11 protein-coding genes are annotated in these 15069 nt (G+C 69.0%); 2 read left to right on the plus strand and 9 right to left on the minus strand.

All coding sequences use genetic code 11. The features are described from left to right. Positions 1-38: 38 nt before the first annotated feature. The 8 genes from AB0M24_RS07260 to AB0M24_RS07295 all read right to left on the minus strand — a co-directional run bounded on the left by AB0M24_RS07260 (position 39) and on the right by AB0M24_RS07295 (position 12067). Entirely contained in the window at positions 39-1109 is a 1071-nt protein-coding gene (locus AB0M24_RS07260; protein WP_363762120.1) for a hypothetical protein, read from the minus strand. Continuing rightward, positions 1109-2053 carry a hypothetical protein gene (locus tag AB0M24_RS07265; RefSeq protein ID WP_363762122.1) on the minus strand — a complete coding sequence of 315 codons (945 nt, stop codon included), beginning with the start codon at positions 2051-2053 and terminating at the stop codon, positions 1109-1111. Before AB0M24_RS07265 ends, AB0M24_RS07260 begins: the two co-directional genes overlap by 1 nt. Then, positions 2050-4176, minus strand: a complete 2127-nt coding sequence (locus tag AB0M24_RS07270; RefSeq protein WP_363762123.1) for a hypothetical protein — start codon at positions 4174-4176, stop codon at positions 2050-2052. The genes AB0M24_RS07265 and AB0M24_RS07270 overlap by 4 nt, the downstream gene beginning before the upstream one ends. Beyond that, positions 4173-7328, minus strand: coding sequence for a tubulin-like doman-containing protein (locus tag AB0M24_RS07275; protein ID WP_363762125.1), 3156 nt, complete (start codon positions 7326-7328; stop codon positions 4173-4175). The genes AB0M24_RS07270 and AB0M24_RS07275 overlap by 4 nt, the downstream gene beginning before the upstream one ends. Before the next feature lie 14 nt (positions 7329-7342). Further along, entirely contained in the window at positions 7343-9541 is a 2199-nt protein-coding gene (locus tag AB0M24_RS07280) for a vWA domain-containing protein (protein ID WP_363762128.1), read from the minus strand. Between the two features lie 176 nt (positions 9542-9717). Further along, on the minus strand, positions 9718-10689 hold the full coding sequence (locus AB0M24_RS07285) for a D-cysteine desulfhydrase family protein (protein WP_363762130.1): 972 nt from the start codon (positions 10687-10689) through the stop codon (positions 9718-9720). Further along, positions 10680-11540, minus strand: coding sequence for a cobalamin-binding protein (locus AB0M24_RS07290; protein WP_363762132.1), 861 nt, complete (start codon positions 11538-11540; stop codon positions 10680-10682). Before AB0M24_RS07290 ends, AB0M24_RS07285 begins: the two co-directional genes overlap by 10 nt. Next, a complete protein-coding gene (locus tag AB0M24_RS07295; protein ID WP_363762134.1) occupies positions 11537-12067 on the minus strand; it encodes an NUDIX hydrolase in 531 nt (176 codons plus the stop codon). The genes AB0M24_RS07290 and AB0M24_RS07295 overlap by 4 nt, the downstream gene beginning before the upstream one ends. A 236-nt stretch (positions 12068-12303) precedes the next feature. Between AB0M24_RS07295 and AB0M24_RS07300 the strand changes: the two genes are divergently transcribed. After that, positions 12304-12594, plus strand: coding sequence for a hypothetical protein (locus tag AB0M24_RS07300; protein ID WP_363762136.1), 291 nt, complete (start codon positions 12304-12306; stop codon positions 12592-12594). A gap of 72 nt (positions 12595-12666) precedes the next feature. Next, complete coding sequence (locus AB0M24_RS07305) at positions 12667-13692, plus strand: hypothetical protein (RefSeq protein WP_363762138.1); 1026 nt, start codon at positions 12667-12669, stop codon at positions 13690-13692. Here the strand turns inward: AB0M24_RS07305 and AB0M24_RS07310 are convergent. Continuing rightward, positions 13680-15056 carry an IucA/IucC family protein gene (locus tag AB0M24_RS07310; protein WP_363762140.1) on the minus strand — a complete coding sequence of 459 codons (1377 nt, stop codon included), beginning with the start codon at positions 15054-15056 and terminating at the stop codon, positions 13680-13682. The genes AB0M24_RS07305 and AB0M24_RS07310 overlap by 13 nt on opposite strands. Positions 15057-15069: the final 13 nt, after the last annotated feature.

Here is a 15069-nt window from a genome sequence, read left to right on the forward strand (position 1 = left end):
ATGATCCACGAGCCCACGCAGTGACATCGTCAACGAGTTCACGTGCCTACCTCCGCGGCCTCGGGATGGTCTACCAAGCCACTCATTGCGAGCAGTGCCAACAACGGCCGCAAAACCCGAGCCGGCCGGACACCGCGCGGAAACAGGTTGTTCTCGTCGGCCTCAGACCCCGTGGCCGACACGACGTGCATCGTGCTGCGCTCGAACCGTTCGAACACGTCGAGCATGTGCTTAGCCTCGTACCGATCCAGAAACGCGTAAACATCCCGAGACTCCGAGCGGATCGCGGCAGCGTCCAACGGTTCGCGCAGATCGTCCTGCCGAATCCAGTAGTCGACGGGATGCTCGTAACGCAGTTCGTCCGCTTTGGACAGAACGACCGCGACCGGCAGCTTCGTCACGTCCGCGCGCCGACCCATCCGTTCCAGCGCACCTGAGAACGCCGGGTTGCGGTCCACGTCCTTGTCGCCGCGCAACTGCGGCACCGCGCTCGCCGGATGATCGACGAACATCAACGCCGTCGCACCGAGCACGAACTGCCCGCCCAGCGAGTGCGGCCCGGACTGCACGAAGTCCTCACCGGCGACGTCGAAGAACACGATCGGACGAGTGGTACCCGAAGCGCTCCGGACCAGCAGGTACGTGGCGAAGTCCTCGCGGAGGTCCTTGGTGGCGTTGAGCTTGTTGCCGCGCATGAGCTGGTCGATCTCGCGCTGGAACGCCGCGTGCCGCAGCTCGTCGGCCGGTTCGAACGTCAACCCGTGGTGGCGCAGGTCGCCGCGCAACGCCTCGTGGATCATCGCGGTCAGCAGGTGCGTCTTGCCGGACGCGTGCCGGCCGACCATGCCGATCACGATCGGGTCGCCGTGGTCGCGGTGCGAGACCGGCAGGTAGTGCTCGTGGTTCTCCTTGCCGGGGTTGGGGCATCGCACGTAGCACCGGGCGCGGCGGTCCTTGCGCTTCACCTCGTTCGTGATGCCGGAGAGGTCCGCCTTGACCCAGCGGGCGCCGCTGTCGTCGACCACCCGCCGGTACAGGGCGTCCTCGCGCCACGCGAAGGACTCCAGGCAGATCGGGCACTGCACGCGCTTGGTGCTGGGAGTCGTCATCAGATCACCGCCACGAGGATCGCGATCGCCGCCACCACGAGGAAGACGACGACGGCCAGCGGAACGAGAGGAATCTGCCGCGGCCGAGCCGGAACGGGCGCCGGTCGCGGCACAGTCGGCTGCGACACCGGAACCTCCGCAACGCGAGGCGGACGCAACGAGTCGAACCTGTCGTAGCCCGGCTTCATCGCGGACGTCACGTCGACCGGTCGCGGCAGCGGGTCCCTGTCGTTCAGCCGTTCCAGCATCTGCACGGCCGTGGGACGCAGCCGCGGATCCGGGTCGAAGACGCCGCGCAGCAACGACGCCAGCACCTCGGGCTGCGACACCAGGTCCGGAGTGTCGCCCAGAGCCACGTGCTTGCCGGTGAACAGCTCGTAGACGACCCGGCCCGCCGCCCGCACGTCGTGACCGGGATGAGCCGTGGAACCGTTGCGGGACAGGCGAGGCGCCTCACCCGTGCCGACCGCGGACGACAGGTCCACCAGCTGGGTCGTCGCGCCGTCCCAGCACAACGACGAGAGCCCGACCGAGCCGTGCACGAGATCCACGGCGTCGAGCTGGGCCAGCGCGCGGAACAGTCCGATCATGAACCGGCGGCGTTCGTCGATCAGCAACGTCCGCAGCCCGCCGTCTACACACTTGCCGATCGGCGGTTCCAGCAGCACAAACGGTTCCGCGGAGTCGAAGTCGTACCCGACGATCCGCGGCAGCTCGGGCAGCGCCTTCAAATACCGAGTGTGCAGGCGTGTCAACGCACGGATCTCGTTGTCCAGCAGCACTTCCGCCGCGGCGAGTTCGACAGGGCTGGCGTCGGCGGGCAACGACCGGAGCACCAAAGTGACGCCGGAACCGGTCTTCACGCGGTCCGCGTCGAGCGCCTGGATCTCCCACGACGCCTCGCGGCCGGACGGATCGCGTCCGGTGAGCTTCTCGAAGGTCACTGGGTCTGCACCTCGCGCTCGACGTACCGGGCGAGGATCGGGGTGAGCCGCAGCGCGCCCACCGCGTCGCCCTTCGTGCGGATGACCTCGTCGGAACCGTTGTCGATCGGCGGCAGATCCATGTCCGCGGACGCGAAGTGCATCACCTTCGCCCCGTCGGCCTGCAGCAGCCGGACGTCCTCCGCCGCGCACAGCTGCGTCATCCGGCTGCGTTCGGTGAGCTGCAGAATCCCTCGTGACGACGCCGAGCTCTGCCACAACGTCGCGGCGAGCCTGCGTCGTGGCCCGTCGTCGTTCACGAACCTCGGCAGCTCGCGCAGACCTGCGTGTTCGAGGTGGTCGTCGTACACCGCCAGCAGCTCCCGCGCCCGCACCAGGGATCGTTGCGAGTCGCCGGACAACGGCAGGCGTGAGGCGATCGCGTCGAACGACGGCCGCAGCACCTCCAGCGTCACGGCCACGAGGTCGTGGTGCAGCACCTCGGCGAGCCCGGCAGAGGAATCCCCGAACGTGTGCTCGCCGTCGGACTCCTGCGCCTCGGAGATCACCTCGCGGAACACCTCGACCACCGCGTCGACCCCGCCCGCGACCACGAGCAGCGAGTCCGCGAGCCGGCGGCTGCGGTCGGCGGGGGACCAGCGTTGGGCGATCGTCCGCGACACCTGGTCGGACAGCCGCCGGTCGGCCGCGAACGCCTGGCGCAACGGCAGGTCGTCGACCCGCCACTGGCCGATCACCGCGCGCCACACCAGGTACGTCGACAGCAGCGCCACAGCGACGAGCGCCAGCAGGACACCGGCCGACACCAGCCCGCCGGGTGACCAGTCGTTCGCGTTGCCCAGCCCGATCGCACCGCCCAGGCTCGTGGCGAAGAACGTGACGGCGTAGAGGAAAGCGAGATCGAGACCGACAGGAGCGTTGGCGGACACCAGGGTCACCAGCCCGAGCCACAGCGGCACCACGAGCAGCAACGGCCACGCGCCCAGACCGGACGCGAGAGTGCTGACCAGGCTGGACGCACCGGCCACCGCGATCAGGAACCCCATCGGACGAGACCAGACCGGCATCGGCGGCGGTGAGATCAACCCCTTCGCCCACTTCTCCAGGTCGGCGGCCGAGTCCTGCTCGGTCACCGCGAGACTGCGCGCCACCCCGAGCTGGTTGCCCAGTCTGCGAGCCTGCTCGGCGATGCCCGGCAGGGTGCGGCCGCCGATCAGCTCCGTCGTCACGGCCTTGCGCACCGCATCGGCCAGTTCCTGCGAGTTGACCGGCGCGGGGGAGGGCAGACCCTGCTCCACCAGCTCACCCGGCGGCGGATAGCCCTCGGCGAGGCTGGAGTCCACGTCCACCAACGCTTTGCGCGCGACCTCGTGGTGCCGCAGCAGCGCTCTGCCAGCTGCCGCCAACCGGTCCAGCACGACTCGGTGCGCCGCCTTCAGCCCGAAGAGTCCACGCCACGTCCGCCACCGGTCGATCGACCGCGCGGCGGACTGGAGCTCGCGCTGGGCGTGCGACATCGCCTCGTACAGCGGCGATCCCTGACGCACCGAGGTCGCGTCGCTCTCCGTGGCCGAGCGCATCACCGACGTCAGCTCGGTCGACTCGCGGTCGTGCAGCCGGGCTGCGACACCCGTGGCCACGAGCTGTTGCAGCGCGCGCAGCTTCAACGACCGCATCATGCCCGGCTCGACCACCGCGTAGTCCACGGCCAGGCCGGGGCTCGCGGCCTGGTGCGGCATCACGCCGACGTCCGCGAGCACCCGGTCGAACACCTTGGGCAACCGCAGCGCCGACAGCAGATCATCCACAGTGGACTCAGTGGATCCGGCGCCTGGCCGTTGCGAGCCGCCTTCCCACGGCACGCCAAGGCCGTCTCCGACCCACAGCGTCACACCCACGCCGGCGAGGGCCGACGGCGTGCGCAACACGGGATCTTCTCCGAGACCGCCGATCGCCACCAGGACCACGCCGGTGACCTGGGGCTGCCGTGCGAGGCGCGCGAAGTGCTCGTGGTGCTCGCTCAACGCGGCCGTTGTGTCGACGACCAGGATTCGGCTCGACGGCGCGAACGGGGCCGGCTCCGGTGTGCGGAGATCCAGCACCAGTACGGGATCAGGGTTCACGGCCGCAACCATTCGGGATCGCGCGCGACCCACTCGCGCAGGTCGAGCAGGTTGTCCTGCAACGGGTTCGTGACGCCGCGGAACGGCAGCCGCAGCGCGCCGGGCAGCGTCTGCTCCCAGAACTCGCGCAACGCCAGCAGCCTGCGCGTGCCGCTCTCGCCCGTGCGCTGACCGAGCTCGGCGTCGATGCGCGCCAGTTCACCCGATGCCATCCCGACGATCTGGTCGAACAGCTGCGACGGCTTGTCCGGCCGCCGATCCACCCCGCGCGGAGTCGTGCCGATCAGCTTCGCGCAGAAGTCGCGGCGGATCTGCTTGTCGTCGGCGAGCACCCACCCCTCGTACGAGGACAGCAGGCTCGCCCAGCTCGACATGCGGCCGAACGGTTCCAGTGGCAGCTTCATGCTGGCTTGAGCGCCGTCGCCGAGCTTGATCGTGATCGCCGCCGGCGAGTCCTCGTCGCCCGTCACCTCGACCTGGTCGTTCCAGGCCGCGCACAGCAGGTGGTGCAGGATGCGTTCGCGGTGCTCGGGAGTCGTGGCCAGGTAACCGAAGTCGTAGCCGAGCCGTTGCCGCCAGCGCAGGAAGTCCTGCTGCTCCTCGTGTTTCAGCGCGTCCGACCAGTGCTTGAGCACCTCGCGGACCTCCGGCACCTCGGTCAGGCCCATCGAGCTGCGGAACAGCACCACCGTGATCGACTCGGCGGAGATCGGGCGGAACTCGATCACGGCGTCCTGGCGCGGCAGCGAGACCTCCTGCCGCAGGAACTTCTCCAGTTCGAGGTCCTTCGCGGCCGCGGGGTAGCTGAACAGGATCCGCAGCTTGCCCGTGCCGCTCGGCGCGAACCCGCCCGGCACGAGACCAGCGAGCTTCTCCCGGAACTGCAGCAGCTCGTCCTCGCCGACCTGCACACCCGGCTTGCCCGCCGCGGCCGCCAGCAGGTCCTGCAACGCCGGCAGCAACGGCCGGTGGTCCCCGTCGCGGAACGAGAAGAGCCGCTTCACCGCCTGTTTGACCTGGTCCTTGACGTGCGCGACGGCCATCGCGGGGCCGCGTCCGTCCAGCACCATGTCGTAGGCGTTCTTCCAGCCCTCCTCGCCGAGGATCTCGGTGACCAGGTCGCCCGCCGTCGCGGTCGGGTGCAGCTTGCCGGCCTGGTGCACGTAGTAGGCCACGAACCGGCGCACCACGGCGTCGTAGAACGAGTCGAGCTCGCCCTGGCGCGGCAACAGGTACGTGACGCCGACGCGTTGCTGGTACAGCTCCTGGGTGCGCGGGCCGAACCGGCGTTCGCTCTGCCGCGCGTGCTCCTCGAACGCCGTGACGAGCGAGAGAACCTGCTGCTGCACGGCCTTGAGCTTGAGGTCCCACTGCACGGCCCTGTCGTTCCACGCCGCGTGCCAGACCCGCTTGGCGCGCCACGCGTACCACTCGTTCTGGCGGGCGAGGGCAGCCCGCACGGCCGGGTCGGAGTACTGCAGCTTGCGCAGGAACTTGCCCTTGATCCCGACGCTGGTCGGTGGGTTCAGCGTCAGGCCGGGCGGAGCGGCCGGCTCGCCGCGGCGCAGTTCGAGGATCTTGGCGAACCCGAGCGCGCTGGCCTCGTCGGTGAGCCCGTCGTGGCCGTTCAGCACGCGCCGCAACCGGAACAGGTCGAGCTCGCCGAGCAGCGACTTCACCGCGCGGCCGGCGTCGAACGTCTGCACCATGTCCGGGATCTGCCTGGCCAGCTGGTTGTCCAGGGTGACGAGACCGGACTCCATCGTGCGGGCACGGGTCGCGAGCGCACGGGAGATCGCCTCGGCGCCGCTGACCGCCGCGGGTTCCTTGATCGGCACGGGTGCCCGCAGCCGCAACGGGTCCACATTGGACTCGGTGAAGAACCGCTCGATGAACGGCGCGTTGTTCTCGGCGGTTCCGGCGGCGGGCTGGTCCAGCTCGGTGATCGCGGAGGCGAGCAGGCGGGACGCGATGATCTCCGCGATGTCGTCGACCGGGACCGTCATCGACGCGACCGAACTCGTGGACACACCGCGGTTTCCGATGCCCGTCGCGGCAGGCACCTCGCGTTCGACCGCGCTGTTGATGAACGAGTCGGCGAAGCTCATGTAGGTCTGCGTGATGGCGTGACTGCCGCCGTCGCCGTCGGTGCCGAGATCCGTGCCGATCAACGACAGCACCAGCGACACGATCGACCGGTGCAGGTCTTCCCGTTGTACGCCAGGACTCTTGCCGAACAGGAACGCGGTCTGCACGGTCGAGGCGCGCAGCCGGATCTCCTCGCGTTCCGGGTAGCGCACCGACAGCGAGCCGCTGATGCCGCTGCTGTCCAGCTCGGTGCCCGCGGTCTGGGCGTTCTGGTCGTCAACCAGCCGGAACAGGTCGAGCAGCGACCGGCCCGCGTTGAGTCTCGCTGCCCGGCCGCCGCCGAGTCCTTCGTCGAACGCGGACGGCATGAGCACCAGCGGGAAGATCCTCGCGCGGTAGTCCTGGTGCGCGAAGACGTCGCCGATCAGGTGCAGGAAGTCGAAGAAGATGCCGCTGCCGGTGCCACCCGCGACGGAGAACGCCACGAAGACGTCGCACGACAACGACCTCTTGCCGCCGCCGAGCATCGCGAGCTCGCCCAGCGAGTTGTTGATTGCGCCGATCGCCTTGCGCAAAGGGGCTTGCGCAGCTGATGTGCCGCCGCGGAACGTCTCGAAGAGCGCCGCGCGGCCGACGGTCGGCAGCTGACCGGCGCCGCGGGCGAGCGGGCCGATGCGCGGTTCACCGGTGGGCGGGGGCAGCCACGACTCGATGTACTGCGGTGCAGCCAGTCGCAGGCTGCGCGCCACTTCGGGATAGGTGTCGTGGTGCGGCACCAGTTCGCGGACGAGGTGCAGCGTGCGTTCGGCGGCGGGCAGGTACTCGGGATCGGGGACCACTCGGCGCTCCAGAGCGCCGAACTCGTCCTCGCTCAGGTCCGCGTACACGAACTGCAGGCACGACGGCAGCTGGTAGGGCAGGAAGTTCTTGCCCTGCATGCGGTGCTGCAGCTCCGAGCCGTCCGGTCCGCACAGCTCCTCGCGCAGTTTGCGCTCCAGCTCGGCACCGACGCGGCAGCCGGTGCCACCCAGACCGACGTAAAGCATGGGCTGGTAGATCTGCATGCTGTTCCCTTTGCTCAGAGCAGATGGCTGCCGCTCGACGGGCGTTCCTCGTGGTGAGGCGCCGTCAGCGGGTCCTGGTCGGGGAAGTCGACGGGGGCGAGCTCGTCCTGCACCTCGATGGCGAGGTTCTCGCTGACGGTCACGCGCTCGCCGAGCTGAAGTGGCAGCGTGTCGCCGTACGGAGTGCGCAGCTGAAGCTGTCCGCCCACGCGGCTCAGCTCGTAGCTGTCCTCGCCGCCCGCGGAGTGCGAGAGCTGCGCGAGTCCTGTGTGGACTTCGCCGAGGTGGAAGCGCAGGACGGATGCGCGCTCTTCCGGTGCGGCCAGGTCACCGCACGGCCGGTAGCCGTCGTAGAGGCGGACGACGAGACCGCGGACGTCGCGCCGACGCCGCCACTGGACGGCGTAGACCACCGCTGTGGTGACTGCGATCGCGACGCCGACTGCGATCGCGATCTCCATCCAGGGCAGCGGCTTCTTGACGGTCGCGGTGATCCGCCACTCGTAGATCACGTCGTCCGGTTTCTCGTCGTCGACGACTCTGAGCGTCAACGCGTTGGCACCCAAGGCGGTGTTCTTGCTGAAGGCCAGGCCGAAGTCGAACGTGGTGGTGCCCGTGGGCGGCACGTCGAGCACGGTCTGCTCGCCGGGGATGCTGACGACGGTGCCCGGTGACGTGTCGGTGACGACGATCCTGGCCTTTCGGGCGCGCCCTGAGGAGTTCGTGACGGTGACCTTGCCCTTGATCGTCCCTCCCGCGTCGACCTCCCAGTCCTTCTGCTCGAACCCCGCGTCCGCGAAGAACTGGCGTGGACCGGAGACGAGTGCGGCGTCGACGGTCCTGGTGTCGCTGCTGATGCCGATGCCCGCGACCGTGCCGGTGAACTTGACCTTGCCCTTCGCCTGGTCCGGCACGACGACCTTGCCGGAGTAGACGCCGTCCCGGCCTCTGCTGTCGCCGTTCTGCGCGTCGTCGTTGAGCGGAATCGCGGTGGTGAAGCCATCTCCGGCGAGGTCGGCGGTGAACGCGACGTCCCTCAGCTCGTTCGGATCGGTGATCGACCGGCTCCTGGTCTGCAGGCTCAGCGTGACGGTGACCTCCTGACCAGGTTGGGGCGCGGGCGGGTTCACGGTCATGCTCGACCGGATCGCGCCCTGGTACATCACGACGGTGCTGACGTCGAGCGCCGGCACTCCTGGCGCGGACGCGATCTTCACGGTCCACTCGCCCGGCAGCGGGTTCACGATCCGCAGACCTTCGACCGTGCCGTTCTCGCCGCTGACCTGGAACGTGGAACCGCCTTGAGTGCCCGACTTCGGCACGGTGTTGCCCTCGGGGTCCACATAGGACACGGTGATGCGCGAGTCGTGCTTGGTGACGAGGATGGAGCCGTCGGTGGCGATCACCGGGATCCTGACCTTGGCCTCCGCCGTGCCGCCGCTGCTCACCGGCGTGCGCTGGATGTCGCTCGCCCCAGCGCATCTGCCCGCCTGGAACGCCTTGATGAGCGCCTGGGCGACGTCCGCGCTGCTGTTGACCTTCGTGGCCGTCGGCGTCGGGGACTTCGCGCCGCACTGGCCCTGGAACGAGCCCTTCGCGAACCGGTCGAGCTGTGCCTGGTCGACGTCGCCGAACCCGAGCGGCCAGGCCTGGATCTTCTCCTTGTTCGCCTCCTGCAGCAGGGTGCCGATCAGGTCGTGCGCGGTGCGGTTGCGCTGGTCGCCGATGTTGTCCGGCCCGTAGCGCGGGCTGTCGGTGACGTCGAGCTTGCCGTCGGTGAGCAGGAAGACGAGCTTCGGACCCTGCTTGTCGCCCTTGAGGTAGCTGAGTGCCTGCTGCAGCGCGGCCGCGTGGTCGGTGCCGTCACCCTCGGTGCGGCTCTTGAGGTTTCTGGTGCAGTCGCTGAGGCGCTGGCGGTCCTGCGCGGTCGCGACGGTGCTCGGCGGGCACACCACGTCGACCGGCGACTGGCCGCCGTTGTCGCTGCCGAACCCGACGACGGCGATGGTGCTGGACGGGGCGAACTCGCCGAGCGCGATGAGTGCGGCGGCCTCGCGCTCGCGATCCATGTCCTGCGCGCTGATGCTGCTGGACTCGTCGACCAGCACCACGATGTTCGCGGGCTGGATGACGGGTTCTGGTTCTTGCAGTGCCACGCCCGGCGAGCTCAGCAGCAGCGTTGCCGCTGTCGAGGCGAGCACGGAGAGACGCATAGGTCAATTCACCCACTGACGCTCGTGGAATGTACCGAGGATTGATACCGCACCATTGGCGGGACCGGTCCCTTATTGGTTCACGTATGAGCGCGATTATGCCGGGTGAAATGGGTGGGATTCATGGACAAAACGTGGTCAATAGCTGACCGCTGCTTTGTCTTTGCCGGCCTTTATCAGAACTGGGCGACGGCTTCCGGGGAATAGCCGTAAAAGCCCGGAAGACCACCCGTGTGGAGGAACACGACGGGTACTTCGCTGGTGGGCGCGAGGCGTTCGAAAGCCACCGCTGCCTTGCCCGTGTAGACCGGGTCGAGGATGACGCCCTCGGCCCGGGCGAACAGCTTCAGCACGCTCCACATCTCCGCCGTCGGAACGCCGTAACCAGGGCCGATGGTGTCGTCGGTGACTCGGACGTGGTCGAGCTTCGGGGATGCGACCCGCAGCAGTTCGGCGGCGTCGTTCGCGAGCGTGCGGAGTTCCTGTTCGGCGTCTTCCGCCGAGTGGGAGACGCTCGCGGCGTGCACGGTGCCGGGCCAGCCGAGCAGTTCCGTGCCGAGCGCGATGCCCGCCGCCGTGGCGCCACTGCCCTGCGGAACAACGATGGTGGCGTTGTCGACACCGCGTTCGTTGAGCTGCCCGATCAGCTCGACCGCGGCGGCGACGTAGCCGAGCGTGCCGAGCCCGTTCGAGCCGCCGACCGGGAGCGTCACGGCTTTGTCGTGGTTTACTCGCGCGTAGGTTTCCACCGTTTCCTCGGCGTCCGCGCAGATGTGCACCTTCGCGCCGAACATGTGGTCCAGCACGACGTTGCCGGACTTCTCGTACGCGTCGCCCTTCATCGGCACCTTGGCCGTGAGCACGAGCTCGCACTTCAGCCCGAGCTTGGCGCACGCGGCCGCGGTCTGCCGGCCGTGGTTGGTCTGCAGCGTGCCGAACGTGATGATCGTGTCCGCGCCGTCCTCGATCGCCTGGCCGAGCAGGAACTCGAGCTTGCGCAGCTTGTTGCCGCCCGCGCCGAGCCCGTTGACGTCGTCGCGCTTGATCAGGACCGGCGGGCTGCCGAGCGCGGTCGCGAGCCTCGGGGCGTCGTCGAGCGGGGTCGGCCAGCTGCCCAGTGCGACTCGGGGGAACGCGCTCAGGTCCATGGGGCGAGCTTAAGGGCTTCTCCCGGCTCCGGGGCCGGCCCGATGTCGTGCAACACGTTCGCGAGGATCTCGATGCCGCGCACGACCCGTGGCCCGGGGCGGTTGTAGTAGCTCGGGCCGTCGAGCACCCACGTCTCGGGGAACCGCTGGTCGGGGAGCTCTTTCAGGGTTCGTTCCGGTGGGAAGCCGCACGGGATGAGCAGGACGACGTCGGGGTTCGCGTCGTGGACGGTCTGCCAGGTGATCGGTGTGGTGTGCTCGCCCTTGGCGGCGATGAGAGGGACTCCGCCGGCTTTCGCGATCTGCTCCGGGACCCAGTGGCCGGCCGGCCACACGGGATCCAGCCATTCGATCGCCGCGACCCTCGGGTGTTCCAGCGTTCTGGTCTGCTGTTCGACGTGGTCGATGCGGTGGTGGAGACTTGCGATCTTGTCGTTGCTGTCCACTCCGAGCGTGTCGCCGACGGTCCTGAGGCAGTCGAGCACCTCGTCCAATGTGGACGGCTCCAGGCTGAGCACCTTCGGCCCGACGTCCATCAGGCGGACGGTCTCGGAGACCTTCTCGTAGGAGATCGCGCAGACGTCGCACAGGTCCTGCGTCAGGATCACGTCCGGCTTCAGGTCGTTGAGCAGGTCGGTGTCCAACCCGTACAACGACGAGCCGTGGTGGACGGTCGCCGAGATCTCCCGGCTGCTCAGCGTGTTCTGGTCGATGCCGGTGCTGGTGACGACCGGGACGCTCGCGACCTCGGCCGGCCAGTCGCATTCGTGGGTGCGGCCGACGAGGTGTTCCAGCAGGCCCAGCTCGGCCACGATGTCGGTGGCGGCGGGCAGCAGCGAGACGATCCTCATACTTCCCGCCCGAACTCGGCGTAGACCGTGGAACCGCTCTCAAGCGCCCTGAGAGCCAACGTGAGCCGCCGGTGCAGCGACGGGTAGATTCGAGCCCGCGCCTCGTCCAATGTCAGGTACAGGACGCCTGAGAGCTCGTCGTCGTGCGCTCTCGCGTCGTCCACGACCCCGCCGTCGAACACGAACTGGTGGCAGTCGCGCCACACGCCGTTGCGAGGCGTCCAGTCGACGACGAGCAGCGGCCCCAGCGCGAGGTCGAGCCCGAGCTCCTCGCGGATCTCCCGGACGGTCGCGGCCTTCGGGGACTCGTCGTCCTCCGTCATGCCGCCGGGGATGTCCAGCACGGCCTTGTAGGTCGGCACCACGAAGAGCACACGTCCGGTGGAATCACGGATCAGCGCGCCACCCGCGGAGGTCTTGGTGGGCCGTCTCGAAGCAACGCCCGGCTCGTACTCCGGCTCGGCCGGACCTTCGTCGAGTACATCGGCGGCGAATGAGGCGGGGTCTCCCGCGTGCTGTGCGGACACCAGTTGATGATCACACCACCGAGTGAATTCCGCACCGTTCAGGCAACCTCCAGCCGCTGGTGAGCGGACGTGCGGGTGATGACAGTCCGCAACCAAACGACCAGGGAGTACGCTTGGGCGTTGTAACTCCGTGCGATCAATCGCCGATGTCCACGGCAACATCGGTGGAGGTGACGCCAATGGGGGCAAGTGGTGCCGCCAGACGCAGAAACGACAGCAGATCGGCCCCGTGGTCGGTGGTCGGACTCACTGTCGTCTTCGTCGTGGTGGCCCAGGTCCAGTTCGCCATCGCGGTCGCGGAATCGGTCTGGTGGCCGGTCGCGATCGGGGTGCTGCTGCTGGCCGCGGCGGTCGCGTTCGTGAAGACGGCGCGCAGGCTGCGTTGGGACGACAGCGACCCGTACGAGGCCCCGCCCGCGGTGGCCAAGCCGGTTCCGGCCGAGTACGAGCGCCACGTCGACGCCGACGGAAGCCTCGCGCGCGCGGTCGGCGACGTGGTCCACGCGTCCCGGCGCTGGCGGGCCTGACAGCCTCGTAGAGCGGAGACCGGGCCGAAGGCGGCCCGGTCATTTCGTCGTGTCTCAGTCGAAAATGAGGTCATGCCGACGTCGCAACAGTGGCTCGAAGTCCGCGCTCACCTGCTCGAACACCGCCACGCGCTGGCGGTGAAGGCCGCGGGTGAGTACCCGGACGTGCCCAAGGTCGCGGGCACACCGCTGCTCACGGCACCGCACTGGATGCCTGCCGCTCCGGTGCCGCTGGAGGACCTGTCGCTGTCGCTGGGACGGTCGTCCGGCTTCGAGACGTTGTCGTCGGACCTGCTCCCCGACGGGTTTGGGAGCTACTCGGAGGCGATGGCCGCGCTGGCCTCGCCGACGGTGTTCGAGAACCGCGAGACCTACCGGCTGCTCGACTTCACCGACCGGCACCTGACGTTCGGCCTCGGCTCGTACTTCGACGGCATCGACGTGGGCGAGGCCTGCGCGCACGAGTACGCGGCCCGTGAGCTCGGCGTGACGCACAAGCTGCCGTTGCGTTCTGCCGTGGGCGATCCGTGCGACCCGGCTCATCGGCCGGTGAACGTCGCCATCAGCACGTTGACCATCCGGCACGACTCGGCGACCGGCGACGCGACGTTCTACCTGCACTGGCGCGACCCGAAGCGCGTCGGGCACGCGGGCGGCATGTACCAGGTGCTGCCCGTCGGCGTGTTCCAGTCGGCCGGCGACGACGACTTCTCGTTGTGGCACAGCATGATCCGCGAGTTCGCCGAGGAGCTGCTCGGCGCACCGGAGATCCACGGCGTCGACTACTCGTCGTGGCCGTTCGCGCGGCAGCTGACGTCGGCGGCCCGCGTGTCGTACCTCGGCATGGGCGTCGACCCGCTGACGTTCGCCACCGACATGCTCACCGTCGCGGTGATCGAGGCCGCCGAGTTCGACGCGCTGTTCGGCGATCTGGTGTCGCACAACGACGAAGGCCGCGTGCTGGAAGGCCTTCCGTTCACCGCGTCGACCGTTGAGCGCTTCGTCCACCACGAGCCGACCCAGGCGGCGGGCGCGGCGCTGCTGTCGCTGGCGTGGCAGCACCAGGAGGTCCTGCTGGGCGGCGGTCAGGTGCCCTGAAACGGGTTGGGCAGGCGTGCCCACCGCGTGGTTTTGGGATCGAGCCGCATCAGCGTGAGCGGTTTGGCCGGAAGCGGGTCGTGCAGCAGCGCGTGCCGGTCCGGGGTGTCGGGGATCGTTCGTGCGACGGCCTGCCAGAGGTCCTCGGGTGGCGCGTCGAGGGCGGTGACGAGGCCGGTCATCGCGGTCGCGAAGAACGTCGCGAACGTCTTGGTGCGCAAGCTCTCGTGGTCGGCGTGCAGGCGTTCCGGGAGGTCCGGGCGCGGGCTGACGCGGATGTCGGCGAGGTCGCGGTAGATCAGCCTTCGCGGCCTGCCGTTGACCAGTCCTACCAGCAGGTTCTGCTCGTGAGCCTCCAACGCGACGCCTCGGGCCAGCAGCGTCATCAGCGGTGGGACGGCCAGCTCGGCGAACTCGGTGAGCCACTCGACCGGGTCGCCGAGTTCCCGGATCGGGGGAGGGCCGCCGGTCACGGGGCGTGCGGTCAGGGCGGCCAGCGGGAGAAGGGATTCGCCCTCGCGTGGCACGGGTTTGTCCCTGAGGATCACGCCGAGCGCGCGGTCCGGTTCGCCGTGGGTGAGCGCTGCCGCAGACGCCCGGTTGTGCTGCAGGTCGATGCCTTCGACGGTGCGGCTGAGGAAGTCGGAGACCGTCGTGGCCGTCGTGATCGAGTTGCCGGAGATGTCCCTGACCGCGGACGTGATCTGGGCGCTCAGCGTCGTTTTGACGTGCCAGTCGCCGGCCGAGAGGGTCCGGAGTGCCATCAGCGGGCCGGCGTCGAGCGTGGCGACGCTCAGGACGTTCAGGCGGTCGGCCTGCCACGGGTGCACCGGGAGCAGGATCTCGTCGCCGTCCCGCAGTTCGGCGGGCCAGTCGCCGTGGACCACGTGGTTTTTGGCGGGGTGGAGTCTCAGCACGACCGTTGGGCGGTGCTCAGGGCCGTACGCGAGGTGGTCCGTCGCGGTGAACCCGGTGCGGTTGCGGCAGCACGGGTGCAGCGGATGGCCGTCGACGACGCTCTGCTCGTGCTCCTCCAGCGACCGGTGCAGGAATGGAGTCGTGAGCGGGCTCGTTGTGCGGGACAGCGCCAGTCCGGCCACGCTGTGGGCGACCTCGGCGGTCAGGTTTTCAGCGTTCGCCCAGCGCAGTGCGGTGAGGAGGTCGACGGGGTGTCCGTAGTCGTCGGCGTTGACGCTGACCTGCGGCAACGGCTCGATCGTGAGGGCTCGTCGCAGACGCGTGAGGACGGCCGCGCGGGCTCCCGGCAGTGCCGCGAGGAACCGCCCGGCTCGGTCGGGGGACAGGGCCGCGGCGAATTCGGCCTCGACCGGCGTCTGCGTCAGAATGATCAGATCATCACACATCGGCACAGGGGAG

The organism is Lentzea sp. NPDC051838 (genome assembly GCF_040681245.1).
Classification (GTDB): domain Bacteria; phylum Actinomycetota; class Actinomycetes; order Mycobacteriales; family Pseudonocardiaceae; genus Lentzea.